Consider the following 23,748-nt stretch of genomic DNA (forward strand, 5'->3'; position numbering starts at 1 on the left):
ACAGGGAGACCACCATGGATTTCACCCCCACCGAAGCACAACTGGACCTTTCGCGGCTGACCGGCGAGGTGTGCGGCAAGCTGGTCACCGCCGACCGGTTGCGTGAACTCGACACCGCCGAGGAACGGTTCGACCCACAGGTGTGGAACGCGCTGGCCGAGACCGGAGTACTCGCAGCGGCACTGCCCGAGTCGGTTGGCGGCAACGACCTCGGCCCGCTCGAACAGGTGGCCATCTTGCGGGAACTGGGCTCGCACCTGGCGGCGGCGCCGTACTTGTGGTCGGTCGTCCTGGGCGCGGGCGCGCTGGCCCGTTTCGGCGCCGCGGCGCACCAGGACTTGGCTGCTCGCGCCGGCGCGGGCAGCGTCATCCTGACGGTGGCTCTGGCCGAAGAGCACAACTGGGAGCCCGCGAAACCGACGACCACGGCGGTCGAGACGGCCGCAGGCTGGCGACTGACCGGCGTCAAAACCACAGTGCCCTATGTGAATCGAGCCGAGCGGATGCTGATTCCTGCCACCGTCTCCGGAACCACCGCGGTCTTCTCGGTCGACCCCGCAGCGGCAAAGGTGACTGCCCAGCAGAACGTCGACCACAGCCCTGAGTTCTGGGTCGAGCTGGCCGACACACCGGGCGAATTGCTCGGCGCCGTTGCCGCCGGCACAGAGATTCTGGACTGGATCCTTACCCGAGCCTGGCTCGGAATCAGCGCACTGCAACTGGGGACACTGGAACGAGCCCTCGAACTGGTTGCCGCGTACGCGAAGGAACGTGAACAGTTCGGCAAGACGATCGGTGGCTTCCAGGCCGTCGCTCAGCGTCTTGCCGACGCATATATCGATGTCCAGGGTCTGCGGCTGGCGGTGACCCAGGCCGCATGGCTGATGGCGGAGGATTTGCCCGCGGCCGAAGCAGTGCACACCGCGAAATTCTGGGCAGCCGACGCGGGACATCGGGTGGCGCACACCGTAGTCCACGTGCACGGCGGCGTCGGCATCGACCGTGACCATATCGTGCACAACTACTTCACGGCCGCCAAACACAACGAGTTCGCCCTCGGCCCGGGCACCGACCATCTTCGTGCGATCGGCGCTCAGCTGGCCACCTAGCCGGGTCGGCCACCTTCTGCTCGAGTGGCCACCCGGCCGGCACACTCTCGCCGGGGCCGGTAGGTAGTGCACCCGCCGGCCCCAGTCGGTCGGGCGCCACGCGCAGGCCAGCCGCCGAAACATCCTCCTATGTGGAACCGGCGTCGACCTGGTCGTCCGCGGGACGCGCTCGAGTTTGTTCCTTGGCCCAGCGATAGTCGGGCTTGCCTGCCGGTGAGCGTTTGATCTCGTCGACGAACCACATACTGCGGGGCAGTTTGTAGGAGGCGATCTCCTGAGTGAGCACAGGACGCAATTCCTCCAGCGTAGGTCGGATCTCGCCGCGACACTGGACGACAGCGACGACCCGTTGGCCCCACCGGTCGTCCTCGGCGCCGACCACCAAGGCATCGAAGATCTCCGGGTGCGTCTTGAGTGCCCCTTCGACCTCCTCTGGAAAGATCTTCTCACCGCCACTGTTGATGCTCACCGATCCCCGGCCGAGCATGGTGACCGTGCCATCCTCCTCGACTCGGGCATAGTCACCGGGGATGGCGTAGCGAATCCCGTTGAATTCTTTGAAGGTCGCGGCAGTCTTCGCCTCGTCCTTGTAGTAGCCGAGTGGAATATGACCACGCCGCGCCAAGACCCCGACCACGCCGGAACCGGGCTGCACAGGATTGCCGCCCTCGTCGAGCACCGTGGTGGAGGCGTCGATCTTCACTCGGGGACCTCCCGTGTGGGTCGCGCCTTTGGTCACGACGGCCAGACCACCGAAGCCGGTCTCCGAAGAGCCGATCGAGTCCGAGATCATCCGGTTGGGCAGCAGTTCGAGGAAGCGGTCCTTGAGCGTTGGCGAGAACAGCGCAGCGCTACTGGCCATCACGTACAAACTCGACAAATCGTACGGTGCACCCGTCTGCGGGTTCCCCTCGACCAAGGCATCGAGCATCGGGCGCGCCATCGCGTCGCCGGTGATGAAGATCAGGTTGACCTTGTGTTCGTCGACGGCTTGCCACACCCCGTGCCCGGAGAATTCTGGGATCATCACCGCTTTGCCGCCACCGAACAAGCTGTGGAAGGTGGCCCATTGGGAGCCACCGTGAATCATCGGTGGGATCGGAAACCGCACCATGGCCGGGCTGCCCGCGCCGACCTTTGCCAATTCCCATTCGTCGTGCACGTATTCACCGGTGACGAAGTTGATGCCCGCACCGAGTACGCGCCATACGTCCTCCTGGCGCCACATCACGCCCTTGGGCATGCCGGTGGTGCCACCGGTGTAGAGCATGTACAGATCGTCCGGAGATCGCTCGCCGAAATCGCGCGTCTCCGACGACTGTGCGAGCGCGGACTCGTATTCCACCGAATCCGCGGCTGTCGGAATCGTGCCCGTCGTGTCGTCGTCCACGACAACGACGGTGCGCAGTGCCGGGGTTTTCGGACGAACCGCCGCGACTTTGTCGCTATAGCGACGTTCATGAATCAACGCGACCATGTCCGAGTTGTCGAAGATATACTGCAACTCGTTCTCGACATAGCGATAATTGACGTTGATCATCACGGCCCGCGCCTTGAAGATCGCGACCATCGCCTCGACGGCCTCGATGGTGTTGCGTGAGTAGATGCCCACCTTGTCGCCTGGATGGACTCCCTGTTCTCGCAGATAGTGGGCGAGTTTGTTGGCCCGCTCTTCCAACTGGGCGTAGGTGATCTCGCGGCTGCCGTCAGCCAGAACGACACGTTCGGGCATCAGGTCGATGGCATGTTCGACAAGGTCCGCTATGTTGTAGCTCACACTTACAAAAATAGAACGTGTTACTGTTTTTGACAAGGTTCGAAGTCAGGAGAATCAGTTATGCCGCACTGCCTCGTCGAGAAGCGCGACCATGTTCTCGTCGTCACCATGAACCGCCCCGAAGCGCGCAACGCGCTGTCGGCGGAGATGATGTCGATCATGCGCGACGCCTGGGACCAGGTGGACAACGATCCGGATATCCGCGTGGCGATCCTGACCGGCGCGGGCGGCGCATTCTGCGCGGGCGCAGACCTCAAGGCGATGACCGCCCAACACCCGGGTGATTCGTTTGCCGGCGGCGGCTGGGATCTGTCCACGATCGAGGCTCTACTCAAGGGCCGCCGACTGACCAAGCCGCTGATCGCGGCCGTCGAGGGCCCGGCGATCGCAGGCGGTACCGAGATCCTGCAGGGCACCGATATCCGCGTGGCCGGCGAGAGCGCGAAATTCGGTGTCTCCGAAGCACGCTGGGGCCTGTTCCCGCTGGGAGGCTCGGCGGTGCGGTTGGTACGCCAGATCCCCTATACCGTCGCAGCGGACATCCTGCTCACCGGTCGGCACATCACCGCGGGCGAAGCCAAGGAGATCGGCCTGATCGGGCATGTGGTGCCGGACGGCACCGCCTTGGACACAGCGCTGGAGCTCGCCGAGAAGATCGCCGCCAATGGTCCCCTCGCGGTGCAGGCCATCCTCCGGACCATCCGGGAGACCGAGGCCATGCCGGAAAACGACGCCTTCCGGATCGACGCCGAACTCGGCATGGCGGTGTTCCGGTCGACGGATGCCAAAGAGGGCCCGAAAGCGTTTGCGGAGAAGCGCAAGCCCACGTTCACCGGCAGCTGAGAGCACCGAGCAGCGCACGGCGCGGGCAGGCCCGCCTCCACTGTTCATTTCGTCGGCCGGCGCCCTGAAGAGCCAGTTCGTGTCGGTGGCGTGTGGCAGGGTGACCCCATGGTCGACCCTTCCGACAAGCCGTCCGCGCACCCTCCGGATGTGTGCGCCGCGTTCGAGCGCCATCGCACAGAGTTGTGCGGGTATGCCTATCGGATGCTCGGCTCCACCTTCGAGGCAGAGGACGCTGTGCAGGAGGCGTTCACGCGCGCGTGGCGGTCCTACGCCTCGTTCGAAGGTCGGGCCAGCGTTCGATCCTGGCTGTACAAGATCACCACGAACGTGTGCTTGGACATGCTTCGCGGCGTGCAACGCAGGGCGCGGCCGATGGACCTGTCCAGCCCGTCGCAACCGGGTTCCACCGTACCCGCGCCACGGCCGGACTACCTGTGGATCGAGCCCATCCCGGACGCACTCTCCTTCGGCGCCGATCCAGCCGAGCACGCCAGCACCAAGGACGGGCTTCGTCTGGCATTCGTCGCCGCCTGCCAGCACCTGCCCGCCACACAACGTGCGATCCTGATCATGCGTGAGGTCTTGCGCTTCTCCGCCAAAGAGACCGCCGAGGCACTCACGCTGTCACCCGCGTCGGTGAACAGCGCCCTCCAGCGAGCGCGGGCCACCATGTCCGACATCGCGCCGACGATCACCGACGACCACCACCTGGCCGACCCTCGGCGACGGGAGTTGGTGGACAACTTCGTCGCAGCATTCGAAGCCTACGACATGGACGCACTCACCGCCCTGCTGAAACACGATGTGGCGATGTCCATGCCGCCCTACGCATTCTGGATTCGCGGCCCCCAGGACGTGGCCGCCTTCATGCTCGGCGCCGGAAGCGCGTGCCGCGATTCGCGACTCGTCCCCCTGCACGGTGCCAATGGCTTGCCGGCCTTCGGCCAGTACAAGCCCGGCATCGATCCCAGTGTCCGGGTGGCGTGGTCGATCATCGTGCTGGAACTCGACGGCAATGGCATCGCGGGGCTGAACTTCTTCCTCGATACCGACCGGCTCTTCCCACAGTTCGGTCTCGCGCCGGACCTTCGAGAGCCCGCCTGACCCGGCACGATCCGGACTTCACCGTCACGGCGCGGAGATATAGCGGTCGCGAAGCTTGCGCTTGTAGAGCTTCCCATTGGGGTCGCGGGGCATTTCGAGCAAATAGTCGATGGACTTGGGTCTCTTGTACTTGGCCAATTGGCTTGCTGCGAACTCCAACAACTCCGTGGTGAGCGCCGCATCGCCCACGATCCCACTGGCGGGTTGTACCACCGCCTTGACCTCTTGGCCCCAATCCGGATGTGGGATGCCGAAGACCGCGACATCGGCGACCTTGGGGTGGGTGATCAGAACGTTCTCGATCTCGGCAGGGTAGATGTTCACCCCACCGGACAAGATCAAATCCGAGCGCCGGTCGTGCAGGTAGAGGTAGCCGTCCTCGTCGAGGTGCCCGATATCGCCAACAGTGAACAAGTCACCGACTCGCGCATCCTCGGTTTTGGCTTTGTCGTGGTGATATTCGAAACTCGAGCCGATCATGCGCATGTAGACCAGTCCGGGTTCGCCGACCGGAACCTCGGAGCCGTCCTCTTCGCTGAGCACCTGGATCACCGACCACGGCCACGCCTTGCCGACCGACCCCGGCTTACGCAGCCACTCGGCACCGTTGATCACGGTCCCTCCGCCCTCGGTGGCGGCATAGTATTCGGTCACCGTGGGTCCCCACCACTCGAGCATCTGCCGCTTCGTCGCCTGTGGGCACGGGGCGGCGCCGTGCACCATGCTGCGCAGCGAGGACACATCGTACTTGGCGCGCACCTCCGCCGGCAACGCAAGCAGCCGATGGAATTGAGTGGGCACCATGTGACTGTGTGTCACCCGATATCTGTCGATCAGCCGAAGCATCTCCTCCGCATCCCAGCGATCCATCAGGACGAGCTTGTGGCCCAGCTGGATCGAAATGGTGGCGAAGTTCAGCACCGCGGTGTGGTACACCGGGGAGCCGCAGATGTGCACATGGTCGTCGTAGGGCGTGAGATCGAACAGGCCGAAGAATGCGGTCGTGTGTGGCGGAACGACATCGGGATCGGCCCCGGTGAGCGGGCGCCGAACTCCCTTGGGCCGCCCCGTGGTTCCCGATGTGTAGAGCATGGGCGCGCCGGTACTGCGGCCGGCCGGCCGGCCGGCACCTGCGGGGCCGAGCTCGGCCAACGGTGCGAAGCCCTCGATTTCACCCACCGCGAAGCGTGCCGCCGCGGGCAGCTGCGCCTCGTCGGCAGCAGCCCGAGCGGCGGCGGCGAATCGGTCACTGGCAATGAACGCCTTCGCCTCGCTGTCGGTCAGGATGTAGGCGACCTCCGGCCCGGTGAGGTGCCAGTTGACCGCCACGATGTACAACCCGGACTGGTAGGCCGCGAAGTAGACGGCAATGGCCTCCACACAGTTGTGCACCATGCTCACCAGTGCATCTCCGGTTTTCAGGCCGAGGCCCCGTAAGCCGGTGGCGTAACGGTCGGCGAGGGTTGCCAATTCGCGATATGTCACCTCCCGCCCGGAGGCATCGACCATCGCAATCCGATCGGGTTCGGCGTCGGCGATGTTCCACAGACCGAGAACGTTCACTGGATCCTGGGTTGTCACCTTATTGAATTTAGAACGTGTTCTACTATTCGACAAGGGGTATCAATCGGCTCAACTGTTCGGTATCGGAAACCGACACCAGCATCATGGTGACGCCCGCGGCCTCCCACACCCGGAGCTGCTTGCGCGCGTGCTCCTCGTCCCCGATGATCGCGGTGTCCAGAATCAGCTCATCCGGAACCGCCGCCGCGGCCTGAGCCTTCTTACCCGACTGGAACAGCCGCGCGATCTCGTCGACCTCGTCGTGATATCCCATGCGCCGGTACACCTGCGCGTGGAAATTCATCTCCGGAGCCCCCATGCCGCCGATATAGAGCGCCATGATCCAACGCATCCGCTCCAATTCGCTCGCCGGGTCATCGGTGATCACGACCTGGCACGTCGCAGCGATCTCGAAGTCCTCTCGCGTGCGCCGCGCACCGGCCCGGGCAAACCCCTCATCGAGCCAATCGTTGTACATCCCGGCCAGCCTGGGCGCGTAGTAGATAGCCAGCCAGCCATCGGCGATCTCGGCCGTCAGCGCGACGTTCTTCGGCCCCTCCGCACCCAGCCATATCGGCAGATCCGCGCGCAGCGGATGCACGATCGGCTTGAGCGACTTGCCCAGCCCCATCGACCCAGGGCCGGTATAGGGCAAGGGATAGTGCGGCCCGGCGCTCGTCACCGGCTCGGTACGCGCCAGTACTTTCCGAACGATGTCGACGTACTCGCGCGTGCGCTGTAGCGGCTTGGCGAACGGCTGCCCATACCAACCCTCCACCACCTGCGGTCCCGAGACGCCGAGACCGAGAATCGCACGACCACCGCTGAGATGATCGAGCGTGAGCGCATGCATCGCGGTCGCCGTCGGCGTCCGCGCCGACATCTGCACCACCGAGGTGCCCAACCGCACTCGCTGCGTCGACGAACCCCACCACATCAGCGGACCGAACGAGTCCGACCCCCAGGATTCGGCGGCGAACACGGCGTCGAACCCGGCTTCTTCGGCCGCCACCACCAGTTCACCCGCGTTCGTCGGCGGCTGGGCCATCCAATACCCGAGTTGCAATCCGAACTTCACGCCGGACCCCTTTCCGATCAATTGCTTGCCAGCAGAGTTAGAACCTGTTCTACTCAATATCGTGACACAGGGGAATACTGTATCCACGGCAATCGCCGATGGGAGCGGCACGGGATCGGACACCGTACCCGAAGTACTCAGCGCGCCCCTGCGGGTGCGATTCGACTACACCCGCTCCGTTGGCACCACCATCGGAACCTTTCTCGGCAAACTGCGCAACCATACGATCGTCGGCGTCCGGGGCACGGATGGCCGAGTGCTGGTTCCGCCACCGGAATACGATCCGGTGACCTCCGCGCCACTGACCGAATTCGTCGACGTCGCCGCTACCGGGACGGTCGAATCGTGGACCTGGGTGGGCGAACCCTTACCCGGACAACCCTTCGACCGCCCGTTCGCCTGGGCGTTGATTCGCCTCGACGGCGCGGACACCGCATTGCTGCACGCAGTCGATGTCGCAGCGCCCGAGGACATCCACACCGGCCTACGCGTGACCGCCCGGTGGGCCGAGACCACCACGGGAACCATCCACGACATCGTGTGCTTCGATCCGGGTGAGACCTCCGACTCGACCGGCGCAGTCGACGACTCGGCCGAACCGGTGACCATGCTGACCACACCGGTGGACCTGTCCTACAAACACACCGCATCACCACAGGAAACCGTGTACTTGCGCGGGCTCGCCGAGGGAAAGCTGGTGGGCGCGCGCACCGACCCCAAGGGCAAGGTGTATTTCCCGCCACGCGGCGCGAACCCCACCGACGGCCGACCGACCGACGACTTCATCGAATTGTCCGACCACGGCACCGTCACCACCTTTTGCATCGTGAACGTGCCGTTCCTCGGGCAGCGGATCACACCGCCCTACGTCGCGGCCTACGTGTTGTTGGATGGCGCGGACATTCCCGTGCTGCACTTGGTGCTCGGCTGCGACGCGAACGAAGTGCGGATGGGCATGCGGGTGAAAGCGGTGTGGAAGCCGCGAGAGGAATGGGGCTACGGCTTGGAGAACGTGGACCACTTCCGTCCCACCGGCGAGCCGGACGCCGACTACGAGACCTACAGCCACCACCTCTGAGAGGCGCACGTTGACCGACAAGGCAACCGATATCGCGGTCGTGGGCTTCGCCCACTCACCCCATGTGCCGGAGACTTTCGGCACCACCAACGGTGTCGAGATGCTGGTTCCCTGTTTCCAGCAACTCTACGACCGACTCGGCATCACCAAAGCCGATATCGACTTCTGGTGCTCCGGCTCGTCCGATTTTCTCGCCGGACGCGCCTTCTCGTTCATCTCCGCTATCGACGCGATCGGCGCAGTGCCACCGATCCACGAATCGCACGTGGAAATGGACGGCGCATGGGCACTGTACGAGGCGTGGGTGAAGTTGCGCTCGGGCCAAGCGAAGACGGCCCTGGTGTATGGCTTCGGCAAGTCGTCGGCAGGCACACTGCGCCAGGTACTCACCATGCAAATGGATCCCTACCTCGTGGCTCCGTTGTGGCCGGACGCGATCTCCATTGCCGGACTGCAGGCCCGGGCCGGGCTCGACGCGGGTCGCTGGTCGGAGCGCGATATGGCGGCGGTGGTCGCCGGCTCATCAGGCGATGTCGATCGGTTGCTGGATACGCCATATGTCGCTGATCCCCTGCGCGCGCACGACATTGCGCCGATTACCGATGGCGCGGCTGCCGTCGTACTTGCGATGGGCGATCGCGCCCGGGAACTGTGCGCCCGGCCTGCGTGGATCACTGGCATGGCCCACCGAGTGGATACTTCGGCGCTCGGCGCACGCGACCTCACCGTCTCTGCGTCGACCGCAGCCGCTGCGGCGGCCGTCGGATGCCGAGACACCGATGGTTTCGACGTGGCCGAACTCCATGCGCAGTTCAGCCACCAACAGTTGATCCTGGCCGAGGCCATCGGTCTGCGCGAGAGCACCGCAGTGAACCCGTCCGGTGGCCCGCTGGCGGCCAACCCCATGTTCGCCGCCGGACTCGAGCGCATCGGCTTCGCGGCCGAGGCGATCATGACCGGCTCGGCCCACCGGGCACTGGCGCATGCCACCAGCGGACCCGCGCTCCAGCAGAACCTCGTGGCCGTCTTGGAATCGGAGACCCGATGAGCTATCCAGCTGCGGTGCTGGGCACCGGACAAACCCATCATGTGACGAAACGTACCGATGTGTCGATGGCCGGCATGTGCCGCGAAGCAATCGATCGTGCCCTCGACGACGCCGGATTGACCATCGCCGATATCGACGCCGTCGTCGTAGGCAAAGCCCCCGACTTCTTCGAGGGCGTCATGATGCCGGAGCTGTATCTGGCGGATGCCCTGGGAGCCGTCGGCAAGCCCCTACTGCGCGTGCACACCGCCGGCTCGGTCGGCGGATCCACCGGCGTCGTCGCAGCCAATTTGGTCCAGGCCGGCGTACACAAGCGGGTACTCGCGGTGGCCTGGGAAAAGCAGTCGGAATCGAATGCCATGTGGGCGTTGTCGATTCCGGTACCGTTCACCATGCCGGTGGGTGCCGGCGCGGGCGGCTATTTCGCACCCCACGTGCGCTCGTATATCCGGCGTTCGAACGCACCGAGCCACGTAGGCGCCATGGTCGCGGTCAAAGATCGCCGCAACGGCGCCAAGAACCCGCTCGCGCATCTGCAACAACCCGACATCACACTGGAGTCGGTGCTCGCATCACAGATGCTGTGGGATCCGATCCGTTTCGACGAGACCTGCCCCTCCTCCGACGGTGCATGCGCAATCGTGCTCGGCGATGCGGAGGCGGCCGCCGCTGTGGAGGCAACCGGCAGGAGGATCGCCTGGGTGCATGCCACCGCGATGCGCACCGAGCCGACCACGTTCGCCGGACGCGACCAAGTCGATCCCCGAGCCGGCCAGGATGCGGCGGCGGCACTGTGGGAAGCGGCGGGCATCACCAACCCACTGGAAGAGATCGACGTCGCCGAGATCTACGTGCCGTTCTCCTGGTTCGAACCGATGTGGTTGGAGAATCTCGGCTTCGTTCCCCGAGGCGAAGGCTGGAAACTGACCGACAAGGGTGAGACCGAGATCGGTGGCACCTTACCGGTCAACCCCTCCGGCGGCGTCCTGTCGTCGAATCCGATCGGTGCGTCGGGACTCATCCGATTCGCCGAGGCCGCAAAGCAGGTGATGGGACGAGCCGGTGACTACCAAGTCGACGGCGCCCGTCGGGCGATGGGGCATGCCTATGGCGGAGGTTCCCAGTACTTCTCGATGTGGGTTGTTGGATCGGAGCCCCGATGACTACATTGCAGTTCACCCTCGGCGTCGCGATGAGTCCGCTGGACCAACTCCTCGAGCTCGCGCAGACCGCCGAAGAATGCGGCTTCTCGTCGATCGCATTGCCGGACTCGCTGTTCTTCATGAAGTCGGCCAGCGCGAAGTACCCATACACCGCCGACGGCAGTAGGTTCTGGGGGCCGGACACACCATGGGTCGATCCGCTCGTCGCGGCAGCCGCGATGGCGGCGGTCACCAGCCGGATTCGTTTCTACACCAACGTCATGAAACTGGGGTCGCGCAATCCCCTGTTACTGGCCCGACAAGTCGGCTCGGTAGCCAACCTGTCGGGCGATCGCTTCGGATTCGGCGTCGGCGTCGGGTGGGCACCCGAAGAATTCGAGTGGTGCGGGGTTCCGTTCGCGCGGCGCGGCGCCCGGGTCGACGAGATGATCGAGGTCATCAAACTGGTCTTGTCCGGAGGGATGGTCGAGTATCACGGCGAGTTCTTCGACTTCGATCCGCTGCAGGTCAGTCCAGCGCCTCGTGTGCCGGTGCCGTTCTACGTCGGCGGGCACACTGCTGCAGCGCTGCGACGTGCCGCGCGAGTCGGTGACGGCTGGAGCTCGGCTATGATGACCTATGACGTGCTGCAGCGCACCATCGAGGAGCTCGCCACACTGCGTTCGGAGTTCGGTCGGGCCGAACAATCCTTCGAAATCCAGGCAGTGTGTGTCGATCGATCCGGCCGGTCCGGCTATCAGGACCTCGCCGACGTCGGGGTGACCGACGCGATCGTGGTGCCCTGGTTGGCCGACGGTATCGGCTTCGACGGCCAGCTCGCCGCAAAACAGGATTCGATACGCAAGTTCGCCGAACAATACATCACGGAGCCGATCGTAGCCGCGCGGTGAATGCTATCCACCGGATAGGAGAGAGTGCGAATGATTATTACCGATCATCCAGCCAGGACCGCGGGATTGGCGTCGCAGGCCGCGGTGCGCGCCCGGGACAAGCAGGCCTGGTTGGCGCTGTTCGCCGAAGACGCCATTGTGGAAGACCCCATCGGTCCCTCCGGCCTGGATCCGGTCGGCGAGGGGCACCGCGGCCCGACGGCCATCGCCACTTTCTGGGATGCGGTGGTCGCCGCGACCGAAACGATCGAATTCTTGTTCAGCGACTCCTTTGCCTGTGGTAGCGAAGTCGCGTTCACCGGCACCGTCCGCAGTTCGATCGGCGGCCGACGGATCGACGCGGACGGCGTGTTCATCTACCGGGTCGACAACGCCGGCAAGATCACGGCTCTGCGCACGTTCTGGGAGATCGACCGCGCAATGGAGACCGCGCGGCCGCTCGACTGACGTGTTACCAGCCCAGCGGTAACACTCGCCTACGGCTGCTGCGCAGCAGCACTCCCATACTGCCGCCGAGCGGCAGAACCTCCACACGGCCGCCGAGCGGCAGAACTCTCACACGGCCGCCGAGCGGCAGAACTCTCACACGGCCGCCGAGCGGCCGGAGGCCCTCACACCGCCGCTGCGGTGCGAGGGCCTTTGTCGTTGCTCAATGCGCGACCGGGCAGGTCTTGTAGTCGACCGGGAACTCCTTGATCCCATTGAGCCAACCCGAACGCAGCCGCTTGGGATCGGCGATCTTGGTGATGTCGGGCAGATGGTCGGCAATGGCATTGAAGATCAAGTTGATCTCGAGTCGGGCCAGATTCGCTCCGATGCAGAAATGCGCACCAGTACCGCCGAAGGCAACATGCGGGTTGTCCGCCCGCATGATGTCGAACTTCTCCGGATGATCGAAGACGTCCTCATCGAAGTTCGCCGAGCGGTAGAGCATAACGACTCGCTGCCCCTTCTTGATCTCGACACCGCCGACTTCGACGTCCTCCAACGCGGTCCGCTGGAACGACGTGACCGGGGTCGCCCACCGGATGATCTCGTCGGCCGCCGTGGCCGGGCGTTCGGCCTTGAACAGCTCCCACTGATCCGGGTTCTCCAGGAATGCGATCATGCCGTGGGAGATAGCGTTGCGGGTGGTCTCGTTGCCTGCGACGGCAAGCATGATCACGAAGAAGCCGAACTCTTCTTCGGACAGCTTGTCGCCGTCGATGTCGGCCTCGACCAGTGCGGTCGCGATATCGTTGGCCGGACACTGCTTGCGCTCGGCCGCCATCTGGTAGGCATAGCTCAGAATCTCCATCGAGGATGCGAGTGGGTCGGCGGTGTTCTCCGGGTCGTCATAGCCGGTCATTTCGTTCGACCAGGTGAAGACCTTCATCCGGTCTTCCTGCGGGACGCCGATCAGCTCGGCGATCGCTTGCAACGGCAGCTCGCACGCGACCTGCGTGACGAAATCGCCAGAACCCGACTCCGCCGCGGCCTTCACGATCGACTCGGCCCGAGCCGAGAGTTCGGCACGCAGCCCATTGATCGCGCGCGGGGTGAACCCACGCGAGATGATCTTACGCAGTTTGGTGTGCTCGGGCGCATCCATGTTCAGCATGACGATGCGCTGCATCTCGATCTGCTCACGGGGGATGTCGTCGTTGAATCGTGGGATCACCGTGTTCTCGAAACTGGAGAACACGTCGTCGCGCCGCGACACTTCCTTGATATCAGCGTGCTTGCTGATCACCCAGAAACCGCTGTCGTGGAAGCCACTGACTTCCGGCGGTTGCGGATTCCACCAGATCGGCGCAGTCCGGCGTAGTTCTGCGAACTCCTCGACCGGGACACGCTCGGCGTAGATGTTCGGGTCCGTGACATCGAACCCGTCCGGCAGATTCGGCCGGGAATTCCGAGTACCTACCACCAGATGTCTCCTTCGACAAACTGAAACACGTTCTATAATCATTCAAGCACAGGTGCGGAAACGAGGAAAGAAACCGGTTTCGATCCGTCCCGGCAGCACCGCGAACGCGTTACAGTTTTCTGTCCCATACGGAAGGGTTGGACATGGGCACACCGGTAATCGTCGAAGCAGCACGCACCCCGATCGGCAAGCGCGGCGGCTGGCTATCGGGTCTGCACGCAGCCGAACTCCTCGGCTTGGCTCAGCGCGGACTCCTCGAGCGAGCCCACCTGGACCCCGCGCAGGTCGAGCAGGTCATCGGCGGCTGCGTAACCCAGGCGGGAGAACAGTCCAACAACGTCACCAGAGTCGCCTGGCTGCACGCTGGGCTGCCCTGGCAGGTCGGCGCCACCACCATCGACACCCAGTGCGGCTCGGCGCAGCAAGCCAACCATCTGATCGCAGGATTGATTGCGGCAGACGCGATCGAGCTCGGCATGGCCTGCGGCGTGGAAGCGATGAGCCGAGTCCCCCTGGGAGCCAACGTCGGTGACAATGCCGGTCCACGTCGGCCCGAATCGTGGAACATCGACTTGCCCAACCAATTCGAGGCGGCCGAACGAATCGCCAAGCGACGTGGCATCACTCGCTCGGACGTGGACGAGTTCGGTGCACGGTCACAGCACTTGGCCGCCCAAGCGTGGTCCGAGGGTCGGTTCGATCGCGAGATACTCCCGATCAGTGCTCCCGTGGTCGACAAGGAGGGTCGTCCCACTGGCGAAAAACTGGAGGTGACCAAGGACCAGGGACTACGGGCCACCACCATCGAAGGCTTGTCCTCACTGAAACCGGTTCTGGCAGATGGCATACACACCGCGGGGTCCTCCTCGCAGATTTCCGACGGCGCCGCAGCACTGCTGCTGATGGACGAAAAAGCCGCTCGACAAGCACATTTGACGCCGCGCGCCCGGATCGTCACCCAAGCAGTGGTGGGCGCGGAGCCGGAATTCCACCTCGACGGCCCGGTCCAGGCATGCACCCGCCTGCTCGAGCGTTCCGGCATGGATATCGGTGACATCGACCTGTTCGAAGTAAACGAAGCTTTCGCATCGGTCGTACTCTCGTGGGCCTCCGTACATCGCCCAGACCTGGATCGGGTCAATGTCAATGGCGGCGCCATCGCACTCGGACACCCCGTCGGCTCGACCGGATCACGTCTTCTCACAACAGCTTTGCACGAGTTGGAGCGCAGCGATTGCAGCACAGCCATGATTCTCATGTGTGCCGGTGGCGCACTAGCGACAGGGACGATCATCGAACGCCTGTGAGAGCGTCGACCACCTCGGAACGGTGAGTTGAAGCTTCACGCCCCAGCCCCGAAAACGTGTCGTACACCACAAAAATTCACATATCGGCCAATTGATGAAGCATCAGCTATCTTATGGCTACCACAACTCCTCGCCGCTAGACCGCGGCTACGGGCCGGAATCGGGCCACAACACGTGTTCGCAAGAGCCGTTGGGGTGGCCCGCAAACGCGATGGCCACGGCCCGTCCACCCGCGTTCGACCTAGAAGCTTCAAGGAATTTCGGAATCAGGCGTAGGTTTTCAGCTACTGAGCCGCTAATATCAATGATAGGTATCCGAGATAACGACTGTTAGTACAGCGAAGGGAATTGGGCGGCTCACAATGGCTGATTTCGCGGCGCGGCTGAACAAGCTGTTCGAAACCGTGCATCCCCCCGGGCGTAAGCCGCACACCAACGCGGAGGTCGCGGCAGCGCTGACGGCCTCCGGGCATCCGATCTCGAAACCGTATCTGTCACAGTTGCGGTCGGGACAGCGAACAAACCCATCCGACGAGACGGTGGCCGCTTTGGCCAAGTTTTTCAAGGTCAAACCGGACTACTTCTTCAACGACATCTATGCCGCCAAGATCGATCACGATCTGGAACTACTCTCCCAGCTGCAGGGCTATGGACTGCGTCGGCTGTCGAGTAGGGCATTCGACTTGTCCGAAGAATCGCAGAACTTGCTCACCTCCATGGCGGAGAAGTTGCGGGCTAGTGAGGGATTGCCCGAAATTCCTCCGGACGGGACCGAATAGGTTCTGCCACATACATACAACCGGCTCGCGGTCGTGCTCAGAAACGAGCAGACCGTGGGCCGGTTGCGCTATAGCGTGGATCGGCCACCCGGGTAACCGTTTTCGACACGCGCGACCTTTCCGATGTTCGCCCCGAAGCGGATTCCCACCGTACCGGTTGGTTCGAATTGCCTGCCGGATTCGCAAAATTGCGTTGGACCGATTGCGTTTTGCATACGCAATCGCAATTCGAGAACTCCACGATGCGCTCTGCCCAGACAACACCGACTGCGGTCGTGACCGAATGCACGCGCCCACCGCGGTATTCCACTCATCGGAATGCTGCCCGCCCACCCGGTTCAGCTCGGCCGACCAGACTCGTGTCCTATCTCGCCCGCCGGCTAATACGCGCTCGACGGAAAGCGGCATCGAACAACTTCGTGGACACGAACCCAACACCACCCCGACCACGTGGGCGGAATACGAGTGCGCGCGTCGGCCGCACTCATCGACACATCGCCGTCACGGGCCGTCCCGGGCTGGCAGTTCCCTGGCGGCGACCGCCGACTTCGAGTACCGGCGTCCCCGTCGAGGAGTACCGCGCGGCCCGCGACCCGGCACAGACCGAAGCCATCCGAGGCCGATGACCGCGCTCGAGCCCGACAACCCAGAGCCCGCGGGCAGAGCAGCCAGCGCGAGCACGGGAACCTTGCGACCTACAGTCATGCGCCGAACCTTCCCCTCATCAGTCGAAGCGCAGTACCTTGCCGGATCGCCACTCACATCCGGGACTTCCAACGGATGGGCGTCATAATAACCCCCAGCCTGCGCCCATGCCCGCTGATTCGTCCGATCAGGTGCCGTACACCGGCTCCGGCGGAGTTGCCTTGGCGATCATGCCGGCCACGACGGGCCCGATATCGGCTGGATCCCAGCGGGCGCCACGGTCGACGGGCGCTCCGTGCCGCCAGCCATCGGCCACAGCGATCTTTCCGGCCTCGACTTCGAACATCCGTCCGGTCACGGCCGCCGACTGCGTGCTGCCCAACCAGACAACCAGGGGTGACACGTTCTCGGGCGCCATAGGATCGAAGCCGACCTCTGGCTTGGCCATCGTCTCCGCGAACACCGTCTCGGTCATTCTGGTCCGAGCGGCGGGCGCGATTGCGTTCACCGTCACGCCGTAGCGAGCGAATTCGGCCGCGGCCGTCACGGTGAGTCCAGCGATGCCGGCTTTGGCCGCACCGTAGTTGCCTTGCCCGACACTGCCTTGCAGGCCTGCACCGGAACTGGTGTTGATGACTCTGCCGTCGACTCGACGGCCCGCCTTGGATTCGGCGCGCCAGTACTCGATCGCGTGCCGCATGGTCACGAAGTGCCCTTTGAGATGCACGCGGATCACCGCGTCCCACTCGTCCTCACTCAGATTGACCAACATCCGATCGCGAACGAATCCGGCGTTGTTGACGACCACGTCCAATCGACCGAAGGTATCGATGGCCTCGCGCACCAGCCGTCGCGCTCCCTCCCAATCCGCGACGTCGTCGTGATTGGCCACGGCCGAGCCGCCCAGTGCCGTTATCTCCGCAGCGACGTTTTCGGCCGGCGTCTCCGAGGTCGCTGCACCATCCAGCGCCGAGCCGAGGTCGTTGACCACCACCTGCGCGCCTGCCGCGGCAAAGGCGAGCGCATGCGCCCGGCCGATACCTCGGCCAGCGCCGGTGACGATGACGACGCGCCCAGCGCAGATCTGTTCGGTGTCCATATCGGTGTCCCTCTCTCGTATCCCGGGTATTCAGGACTGATGCTCCGCTGTGGAGGCGCCGAGGAAGGCGGGCCGTTCGCCGCCACCGTGCACCAACAGCGTGGCGCCACTGACGTATGCGGCCAGCGGCGAGGCGAAGAACACCGCGCAGCGGCCGATGTCGTCGGGCCGGGCAAGGCGCCCGAGCGGGATGGTCCGACCCACCGCATCGACGCCGTCTTGGTCGCCGTAGTGCAGTCTGCTCAACTCGGTGTCGACCGGTCCGACCACGAGAGAATTGACCCGTACTTTCGGCGCCCATTCGACGGCGAGGGACGCGGTGAGGCTGTCCACCCCGGCCTTGGCGGCACCGTAGGCCGCGGTACCTGGCGAGGGACGATGCCCACTCACACTGGAGACGTTGACGATGGAACCACCCTCGTCCTGCCGCTGCATCACCGCATTGGCCGCGCGCGCCACCGCGAGTGGGGCGAGCAGGTTCAGCTCGACGACCTTCGCGTGGAAGTTCTCGCTCGCGCGGGCAGCGAGGGCAAACGGAGCGCCGCCGGCATTGTTCACCAGGTGGTCCAATCGACCGTAACGCTCGATGACCGTCTCGATCAGCTCGTGCACCGCGTCGGCATCCCGGATATCGCAGGACACGAAGTCGATCGCTCGCCCGTCGACATCGATCGGACCGTCGGCCGGCCGCCGCGCACACGCGACAACCTGTGCACCGGCGGCGAGCAGCGCCCTACTGACTCCGGCGCCGACGCCGCGAACGCCACCGGTCACCACGACGACGCGCCCGGCCAGATCGATTTCGAGTGCCACCGTGCTAACCTACCAAGCAACTGCTTGCTTTGCCACTACGCCGGTACACACGATGGGACTTGCGATGGGGATCAACCGCCACTCCGAATCGAGCGGCATCACTGTGATCACGGTCGACTACCCGCCGGTCAACGCCATACCGACCGACGGCTGGTTCGCGATCGCCGACGAGGTACGCGCGGCGGGTCGCGACCCGGATACTCGAGTGATCGTCTTGCGCGCGAACAACCGTGGATTCAACGCGGGCGTGGACATCAAAGAAATCCAGGCCGAACCCGGCCATCGAGCGCTGATCGAGGCCAACCACGGGTGTTTCGAGGCATTCGGCGCGGTCTACGACTGCCAAGTGCCGGTCATCGCCGTGGTGCAGGGCTATTGCCTGGGGGGCGGCATCGGGCTGGTGGGCAATGCGGACGTCGTGATCGCATCCGACGACGCCACCTTCGGTCTGCCCGAAGTCGACCGGGGTGCGCTCGGCGCGGCGACGCATCTGGCGCGTCTGGTGCCCCAACATCTGATGCGGACACTGTTCTTCACAGCGGGCACGGTCACCGCGCAGCAACTTCAGCACTTCGGTTCGGTCTACCAGGTGGTTCCGCGCGCCGAACTCGACGCAACCGCTATCGAGCTGGCCACGACCATCGCCGCCAAGGACGGCCGAGTGATCCGCGCGGCGAAACGAGCCCTGAACGGTATCGACGGGCAGGACGTACACCGCAGTTACCGATACGAGCAGGGCTTCACGTTCGAACTCAACCTCGCCGGCGTCGCCGACGAGATCCGCGCTCGATTCGACGACGACCTCGCAGCACGCAAGTCGAGTGGGTGAGACCACCACGCGACAGACGGACCCCGGCGGTGACGTGCATCGAGGCGAATTCGGGACGAGCCGCCACGCAGAGAGGAAGCGAAAGTCATGCGAGACAAACGGATGTCGATCGACGACGTCGTCGGCGAACTGCGCAGTGGGATGACCATAGGCATCGGTGGTTGGGGGTCGCGACGCAAACCGATGGCGCTGGTACGAGCCATCTTTCGGTCGGATCTGACCGATCTGACGGTAGTCAGCTACGGTGGACCGGACCTCGGGCTGTTGTGCGCGGCGGGAAAGGTACGCAAGGCGTACTACGGCTTCGTGTCACTGGATTCGCCGCCGTTCTACGACCCATGGTTCGCCAAGGCACGCACCTCGGGCGCGATCCTCGCCCGCGAGATGGATGAGGGCATGCTCAAATGTGGGCTGGAGGCGGCTGGGGCACGGCTGCCGTTTCTGCCGATCCGCGCCGGGCTCGGCTCCGACGTCCCTAACTTCTGGGCGGGTGAGCTGAAGACCGTCGAGTCGCCGTACCCTGGCCCGGACGGCGCCCTGGAGACCTTGATCGCGATGCCTGCACTCACGCTGGATGCGGCGCTGGTGCACATGAATCTCGGTGACCCGCACGGCAATGCGGCCTATATCGGAGTCGACCCCTACTTCGACGACCTGTTCTGCATGGCCGCCGACCGCCGCTACCTCACGGTGGAGCGGGTCGTAGAGACCGCCGAACTGGTGAAAAGCGTTCCACTGCAAGCATTACTACTCAATCGGCTGATGGTCGACGGTGTGGTGGAGTCGGCCAACGGCGCGCACTTCACCCTGGCCGGTGACAGCTACGGCCGAGACGAAGCGTTTCAGAAACACTACGTCGAGTCCGCGAAGACACCCGAGGCGTGGCAACGATTCGTCGACACCTACTTGGCCGGCTCCGAACAGGACTATCAGGCCGCCGTTCGCCGATTCGCACAGGGAGCATCATGAGCGACACCCAGACGATCACCCGCGCCGAAGTATGCGCGGTCGCATGTGCGGATATCTTCCGCGGCGCAGGGGAAGTCATGGTCAGCCCGATGACGCCGATGTCACTGCTCGGCGCACGGTTGGCCAAACTCACCACCGAGCCGGATCTGCTGATGTCCGACGGTGAGGCGCTATTGCAGGCCGAATGCCCGCCACTCGGCGGCACGGCGCCGATCGAGGGATGGATGCCATTGCGCAAGATCTTCGATGTCTTGGCCGCCGGACGTCGACATGTCGTGATGGGCGCCAATCAGATCGACCGCTTCGGCAACCAGAACATCTCGGCGTTCGGACCGCTACAACAGCCGACGCGGCAGATGTTCGGCGTACGCGGTGCACCGGGCAACACCATCAATCACGCAACCAGCTACTGGGTCGCGAGACATACCACGCGCGTGTTCGTCGACCGGGTCGATATCGTCGCCGGCGTGGGCTACGACCATACCGATCCCGCGAATCCCGCCTTCCGCTTCCTCGACGTACACCGTGTGGTCACCAATCTCGGAGTCTTCGATTTCGCCGGGCCCGAGCACACCATGCGCGCGCGTAGTCTGCATCCCGGCGTCACTGCCGAGGAGGTCGCACAGAACACCTCGTTCGAGGTCGCGGGGCTGGCCGAAGCCGGCACGACCCGTACACCGACCGCGGACGAGCTGCGGCTGCTCCGAGAAGTGCTCGACCCCACCACCAGCCGCAACTCCGAGGTCCCGTCATGAGCGCAGCACTACGCACCGCATTGACCGACCTGGTCGGCGTCGAACACCCGATCGTGCAGACCGGCATGGGGTGGGTGGCGGGCCCCAGCTTGGTTTCGGCCACCGCCGAAGCCGGTGGCCTCGGCATCCTGGCTTCGGCCACGATGACATTCGCAGAACTCGAAGCCGCCATCGCCAAGACCAAAGCGCACACCTCGAAACCGTTCGGCGTGAACATTCGCGCCGACGCCGTCGACGCCGTCGAACGAATCGATCTGCTGATCAGAGAAAAGGTTGCCGTAGCGTCGTTCGCGCTCGCGCCCAGACAAGACCTCATCGCAAAGCTCAAAGATGCGGGCGTGGTGGTCATCCCCTCGATCGGTGCAGCGAAACACGCGGTCAAGGTGGCAGCGTGGGGTGCGGATGCAGTGATCGTGCAAGGCGGAGAGGGCGGTGGGCACACCGGCCCGGTAGCCACCACGCTGCTGCTGCCGTCGGTGCTGGATGCGGTGGACATTCCTGTGGTCGCGGCCGGTGGGTTCTTCGACGGCCGCGGATTGGCCGCAGCCCTGTCCTACGGCGCGGCCGGAATCGCCATGGGAACGCGGTTCCTACTCACTCGTGAAAGCACGGTGCCCGATGCAGTCAAGCAGGAATATCTGCGCAGGCATCTGCAGGACACCGTGGTGTCGGCCAAGGTCGACGGTATCCCGCACCGCGTGCTGAACACCGAGCTGGTGCAACGCCTGGAACAGTCGGGCCGCTGGCGGGGGCTGACTGCGGCCGCCGCCAATGCTGCCCGGTTCAAGAGCATGACCGGCATGAAGTGGTCCAGCATGATCCGCGACGGGCTCACGATGCGAAAGACGAAGGACCTCAGTTGGTCCCAGATCATCATGGCCGCCAATACTCCGATGCTGCTTCGCGCCGGGCTGGTCGAAGGCAACACTCGAGCAGGTGTGCTCGCCGCGGGGCAGGTCACCGGAATCATCGATGATCTACCCACCTGCCAGGAACTCGTGGATCGAATCGTCACCGACGCGGTCGCACGGATCGACGCGCTGGCCGCGCTTCGAGCGGGAACCGACCGAGCACGAAGCTGAACCGTCACGCGACATCCACACCACCGGCGCGGGAGCCCGCGCGGCGGGTGGACGTCGGCCGCGACTCAGCGCGACAGGCGTTCGATGATGGTCACATTGGCAGTGCCGCCGCCTTCGCAGATGGTGAGCATCCCATACCGGCCCTCGACCCGTTCCAGCTCGTTGAGCAGAGTCGCGAACAGCTTTGCCCCGGTAGCGCCGAGCGGATGGCCTAGAGCAATCGCGCCGCCGTTGACATTGACTCGCGCCGGGTCGGCGCCGCTGTCGTGCAACCAAGCGAGAACCACCGAGGCGAATGCCTCGTTGATCTCGATCACATCGATGTCGTCTATGGTCAGACCGGTCTTCGCCAGCGCCCACTTGGTCGCGGGAATCGGCGCGGCGAGCATGACGATCGGATCGGCGCCACGGGCGCTGACATGGTGAATTCGAGCTCGTGGGGTCAGGCCGTATTCGTGCACCGCCCACTCGGAGGCCAGCAACGTCGCGCTCGCGCCGTCGGAAATCGGACTCGAGACCGCGGCGGTGAGCGGACTGCCGTCGACCAGCGCGGGCAACGCGGCCATCTTCTCCAGGCTGGTCTCTCGTGGTCCCTGGTCGATCCAGAAGTCACCGACCGGAACGATCTCGTTGTCGAAACGACCGTTCTTGATCGCGTCGCGCGCGCGTTCGTGGCTTCGCAGCGCCCAGCGCTCCATATCCGCACGGCTGATTCCCCACCGCTCGGCGATCATTTGCGCGCCACGGAACTGCGACACCTCGCCGGTGCCGTAGCGGTGGTCCCAACCGTGCGCACCGACGAACGGCGAGTCGAAACCGTACTCCTTGCCCGCGAGCATGGCCGCGGAGATCGGGATGGCGCTCATGTTCTGCACGCCGGCCGCGACGATCACCTCGGCCGTCCCGCTCATGATGGCCTGCGCGCCGAAATTGATCGCCTGCTGGCTGGATCCGCACTGCCGATCCACCGTGACCCCGGGAACCTCCTCGGGGTAGCCCGCAGACAGCCACATGGTGCGCCCGATATTGCCTGCCTGTGGCCCGATGTTGTCGACACAACCGACAATGACATCGTCCACGGCGCCCGGGTCGATCGAGCTGCGATCCAGCAGGCCACGCAGGACGGTCGCCCCCAGGTCGGCCGGGTGAGTGCCGGCCAGCGCGCCGCCGCGCTTGCCGATCGGCGTGCGTACGGCATCGATCACGTACGCGTCGCTCAGCGGGGTGTAGGGACGGCGGGAGGCGGACGGTGCTGACATGGAAGTGGCTCCTACCTTGTGTGCTCGGGGACGGTGAGCCCGTCGAGCACGATGGTCAGATACTGCTTGGCAAGATTGTCGACAGTGATGGGGCCGCCGGGCCGATACCAGCGCACCGCAACCCATACCGTGTCGCGCAGGAATCGGTAGGTCAGCTCGACGTCGAGCTCCGGCCGGAAGCTGCCGTCGGTTACGCCGTTGGTCAACACCCGGTGCCAGAGCTCGCGGAACTCACGGTTGTAATCGGCGATGTAGTCGAACCGTTGCGCGGTCCGTAGCCGCTTGGCCTCGGCCTGATAGATCGCCACCGCAGAATGCCAGCGGTCGAACGACTGGCAGGACGCGAGTACCAAAGCTTCCAGCGTGTCTCGCGAACTCAATCCCGAAGCGACGATTTCCCGGTAGCGACCGAACAGATCGTCCAGGAAACCACGCAGAATCTCGTCCACCATCGACTCCTTGGAATCGAAATGGTGATAGAGGCTCCCCGAGAGGATCCCGGCCGCGTCGGCGATGTCGCGCACCGTGGTGGCCCGGAGTCCGCGTTCTGCGAACAATTCGGCCGCCAAGGCGAGCAACTGGCTACGCCGTGCGGATTTCGAGGCATCTGGGACGGTCACGCGCCCCATGATACAACCAAGCATTT

22 protein-coding genes are annotated in these 23,748 nt (G+C 64.5%); 14 read left to right on the plus strand and 8 right to left on the minus strand.

Annotation, left to right across the window (positions count from 1 at the left end; translation table 11 throughout):
• The first annotated feature begins 14 nt into the window (after positions 1–14).
• Positions 15–1,109 carry an acyl-CoA dehydrogenase family protein gene (locus K940_RS0102685; RefSeq protein ID WP_028476244.1) on the plus strand — a complete coding sequence of 365 codons (1,095 nt, stop codon included), beginning with the start codon at positions 15–17 and terminating at the stop codon, positions 1,107–1,109.
• Positions 1,110–1,236: 127 nt separating this feature from the next.
• Here K940_RS0102685 and K940_RS0102690 read toward each other — a convergent pair whose 3' ends face one another.
• A complete protein-coding gene (locus K940_RS0102690; protein ID WP_028476245.1) occupies positions 1,237–2,886 on the minus strand; it encodes an acyl-CoA synthetase in 1,650 nt (549 codons plus the stop codon).
• 60 nt (positions 2,887–2,946) lie between these two features.
• Here K940_RS0102690 and K940_RS0102695 point away from each other — a divergent pair, with 60 nt between their 5' ends.
• On the plus strand, positions 2,947–3,729 hold the full coding sequence (locus tag K940_RS0102695; protein ID WP_028476246.1) for a crotonase/enoyl-CoA hydratase family protein: 783 nt from the start codon (positions 2,947–2,949) through the stop codon (positions 3,727–3,729).
• Positions 3,730–3,837: 108 nt separating this feature from the next.
• Positions 3,838–4,836 (plus strand): sigma-70 family RNA polymerase sigma factor, encoded by a 999-nt coding sequence (locus K940_RS0102700; RefSeq protein ID WP_028476247.1) that lies wholly within the window; start codon positions 3,838–3,840, stop codon positions 4,834–4,836.
• Positions 4,837–4,860: 24 nt separating this feature from the next.
• Here K940_RS0102700 and K940_RS0102705 read toward each other — a convergent pair whose 3' ends face one another.
• Positions 4,861–6,417 carry an acyl-CoA synthetase gene (locus K940_RS0102705; protein WP_028476248.1) on the minus strand — a complete coding sequence of 519 codons (1,557 nt, stop codon included), beginning with the start codon at positions 6,415–6,417 and terminating at the stop codon, positions 4,861–4,863.
• Positions 6,418–6,442: 25 nt separating this feature from the next.
• Positions 6,443–7,477: an LLM class F420-dependent oxidoreductase gene (locus K940_RS0102710; RefSeq protein WP_028476249.1), complete on the minus strand. Its 1,035-nt coding sequence runs from the start codon at positions 7,475–7,477 to the stop codon at positions 6,443–6,445.
• Between the two features lie 91 nt (positions 7,478–7,568).
• Here K940_RS0102710 and K940_RS0102715 point away from each other — a divergent pair, with 91 nt between their 5' ends.
• From K940_RS0102715 to K940_RS0102735, 5 genes are read left to right on the plus strand one after another with little or no spacing between them, the layout of a single operon-like run.
• Positions 7,569–8,555, plus strand: a complete 987-nt coding sequence (locus K940_RS0102715) for a Zn-ribbon domain-containing OB-fold protein (RefSeq protein ID WP_036527375.1) — start codon at positions 7,569–7,571, stop codon at positions 8,553–8,555.
• 10 nt (positions 8,556–8,565) lie between these two features.
• The gene (locus K940_RS0102720; protein WP_036527300.1) at positions 8,566–9,603 is read left to right on the plus strand and encodes a thiolase domain-containing protein; all 1,038 of its coding nucleotides are present in this window, start codon (positions 8,566–8,568) and stop codon (positions 9,601–9,603) included.
• A complete protein-coding gene (locus K940_RS0102725) occupies positions 9,600–10,766 on the plus strand; it encodes a thiolase domain-containing protein (protein WP_028476252.1) in 1,167 nt (388 codons plus the stop codon). Before K940_RS0102720 ends, K940_RS0102725 begins: the two co-directional genes overlap by 4 nt.
• A 5-nt stretch (positions 10,767–10,771) precedes the next feature.
• Positions 10,772–11,656, plus strand: a complete 885-nt coding sequence (locus tag K940_RS0102730; RefSeq protein WP_028476253.1) for a TIGR03619 family F420-dependent LLM class oxidoreductase — start codon at positions 10,772–10,774, stop codon at positions 11,654–11,656.
• A gap of 30 nt (positions 11,657–11,686) precedes the next feature.
• Complete coding sequence (locus K940_RS0102735) at positions 11,687–12,103, plus strand: nuclear transport factor 2 family protein (RefSeq protein ID WP_028476254.1); 417 nt, start codon at positions 11,687–11,689, stop codon at positions 12,101–12,103.
• Positions 12,104–12,305: 202 nt separating this feature from the next.
• Here K940_RS0102735 and K940_RS0102740 read toward each other — a convergent pair whose 3' ends face one another.
• The gene (locus tag K940_RS0102740) at positions 12,306–13,607 is read right to left on the minus strand and encodes a cytochrome P450 (protein WP_051406812.1); all 1,302 of its coding nucleotides are present in this window, start codon (positions 13,605–13,607) and stop codon (positions 12,306–12,308) included.
• Positions 13,608–13,708: 101 nt separating this feature from the next.
• Here K940_RS0102740 and K940_RS0102745 point away from each other — a divergent pair, with 101 nt between their 5' ends.
• Positions 13,709–14,872 (plus strand): steroid 3-ketoacyl-CoA thiolase, encoded by a 1,164-nt coding sequence (locus tag K940_RS0102745; RefSeq protein WP_028476256.1) that lies wholly within the window; start codon positions 13,709–13,711, stop codon positions 14,870–14,872.
• Between the two features lie 362 nt (positions 14,873–15,234).
• Positions 15,235–15,651: a helix-turn-helix domain-containing protein gene (locus tag K940_RS0102750; RefSeq protein ID WP_011207048.1), complete on the plus strand. Its 417-nt coding sequence runs from the start codon at positions 15,235–15,237 to the stop codon at positions 15,649–15,651.
• A gap of 832 nt (positions 15,652–16,483) precedes the next feature.
• Here the strand turns inward: K940_RS0102750 and K940_RS0102755 are convergent.
• Positions 16,484–17,395, minus strand: coding sequence for an SDR family oxidoreductase (locus tag K940_RS0102755; RefSeq protein WP_028476257.1), 912 nt, complete (start codon positions 17,393–17,395; stop codon positions 16,484–16,486).
• 30 nt (positions 17,396–17,425) lie between these two features.
• Entirely contained in the window at positions 17,426–18,208 is a 783-nt protein-coding gene (locus K940_RS0102760) for an SDR family oxidoreductase (protein WP_028476258.1), read from the minus strand.
• A 64-nt stretch (positions 18,209–18,272) separates the two neighbouring features.
• On the opposite strand from K940_RS0102760, the gene K940_RS0102765 reads away from it, so the two are divergent.
• The 4 genes from K940_RS0102765 to K940_RS0102780 all read left to right on the plus strand — a co-directional run bounded on the left by K940_RS0102765 (position 18,273) and on the right by K940_RS0102780 (position 21,843).
• Complete coding sequence (locus K940_RS0102765; RefSeq protein ID WP_028476259.1) at positions 18,273–19,037, plus strand: enoyl-CoA hydratase family protein; 765 nt, start codon at positions 18,273–18,275, stop codon at positions 19,035–19,037.
• 87 nt (positions 19,038–19,124) lie between these two features.
• Positions 19,125–20,006 carry a CoA transferase subunit A gene (locus K940_RS0102770; protein WP_196812081.1) on the plus strand — a complete coding sequence of 294 codons (882 nt, stop codon included), beginning with the start codon at positions 19,125–19,127 and terminating at the stop codon, positions 20,004–20,006.
• Positions 20,003–20,761, plus strand: a complete 759-nt coding sequence (locus K940_RS0102775) for a CoA-transferase subunit beta (protein ID WP_028476261.1) — start codon at positions 20,003–20,005, stop codon at positions 20,759–20,761. The genes K940_RS0102770 and K940_RS0102775 overlap by 4 nt, the downstream gene beginning before the upstream one ends.
• Entirely contained in the window at positions 20,758–21,843 is a 1,086-nt protein-coding gene (locus tag K940_RS0102780; RefSeq protein WP_028476262.1) for a nitronate monooxygenase family protein, read from the plus strand. The genes K940_RS0102775 and K940_RS0102780 overlap by 4 nt, the downstream gene beginning before the upstream one ends.
• Positions 21,844–21,908: 65 nt before the next feature.
• Here K940_RS0102780 and K940_RS0102785 read toward each other — a convergent pair whose 3' ends face one another.
• On the minus strand, positions 21,909–23,102 hold the full coding sequence (locus K940_RS0102785) for an acetyl-CoA C-acetyltransferase (RefSeq protein WP_369797454.1): 1,194 nt from the start codon (positions 23,100–23,102) through the stop codon (positions 21,909–21,911).
• A gap of 11 nt (positions 23,103–23,113) precedes the next feature.
• On the minus strand, positions 23,114–23,731 hold the full coding sequence (locus tag K940_RS0102790) for a TetR/AcrR family transcriptional regulator (protein ID WP_196812082.1): 618 nt from the start codon (positions 23,729–23,731) through the stop codon (positions 23,114–23,116).
• Between the last annotated feature and the right edge of the window lie 17 nt (positions 23,732–23,748).

The organism is Nocardia sp. CNY236, assembly GCF_000482385.1.
Taxonomy (GTDB): domain Bacteria; phylum Actinomycetota; class Actinomycetes; order Mycobacteriales; family Mycobacteriaceae; genus Nocardia.

Excerpts from the sequence above, each read along its gene's own strand:
- K940_RS0102685 (WP_028476244.1), top strand. The coding sequence starts at position 15 with ATGGATTTCACCCCCACCGAAGCACAACTGGACCTTTCGCGGCTGACC.
- K940_RS0102695 (WP_028476246.1), top strand. The coding sequence starts at position 2,947 with ATGCCGCACTGCCTCGTCGAGAAGCGCGACCATGTTCTCGTCGTCACC.
- K940_RS0102700 (WP_028476247.1), top strand. The coding sequence starts at position 3,838 with ATGGTCGACCCTTCCGACAAGCCGTCCGCGCACCCTCCGGATGTGTGC.
- K940_RS0102725 (WP_028476252.1), top strand. The coding sequence starts at position 9,600 with ATGAGCTATCCAGCTGCGGTGCTGGGCACCGGACAAACCCATCATGTG.
- K940_RS0102735 (WP_028476254.1), top strand. The coding sequence starts at position 11,687 with ATGATTATTACCGATCATCCAGCCAGGACCGCGGGATTGGCGTCGCAG.
- K940_RS0102740 (WP_051406812.1), bottom strand. The coding sequence starts at position 13,607 with ATGATTATAGAACGTGTTTCAGTTTGTCGAAGGAGACATCTGGTGGTA.
- K940_RS0102745 (WP_028476256.1), top strand. The coding sequence starts at position 13,709 with ATGGGCACACCGGTAATCGTCGAAGCAGCACGCACCCCGATCGGCAAG.
- K940_RS0102750 (WP_011207048.1), top strand. The coding sequence starts at position 15,235 with ATGGCTGATTTCGCGGCGCGGCTGAACAAGCTGTTCGAAACCGTGCAT.
- K940_RS0102755 (WP_028476257.1), bottom strand. The coding sequence starts at position 17,395 with ATGGACACCGAACAGATCTGCGCTGGGCGCGTCGTCATCGTCACCGGC.
- K940_RS0102765 (WP_028476259.1), top strand. The coding sequence starts at position 18,273 with ATGGGGATCAACCGCCACTCCGAATCGAGCGGCATCACTGTGATCACG.
- K940_RS0102770 (WP_196812081.1), top strand. The coding sequence starts at position 19,125 with ATGCGAGACAAACGGATGTCGATCGACGACGTCGTCGGCGAACTGCGC.
- K940_RS0102775 (WP_028476261.1), top strand. The coding sequence starts at position 20,003 with ATGAGCGACACCCAGACGATCACCCGCGCCGAAGTATGCGCGGTCGCA.
- K940_RS0102780 (WP_028476262.1), top strand. The coding sequence starts at position 20,758 with ATGAGCGCAGCACTACGCACCGCATTGACCGACCTGGTCGGCGTCGAA.
- K940_RS0102785 (WP_369797454.1), bottom strand. The coding sequence starts at position 23,102 with ATGTCAGCACCGTCCGCCTCCCGCCGTCCCTACACCCCGCTGAGCGAC.
- K940_RS0102790 (WP_196812082.1), bottom strand. The coding sequence starts at position 23,731 with ATGGGGCGCGTGACCGTCCCAGATGCCTCGAAATCCGCACGGCGTAGC.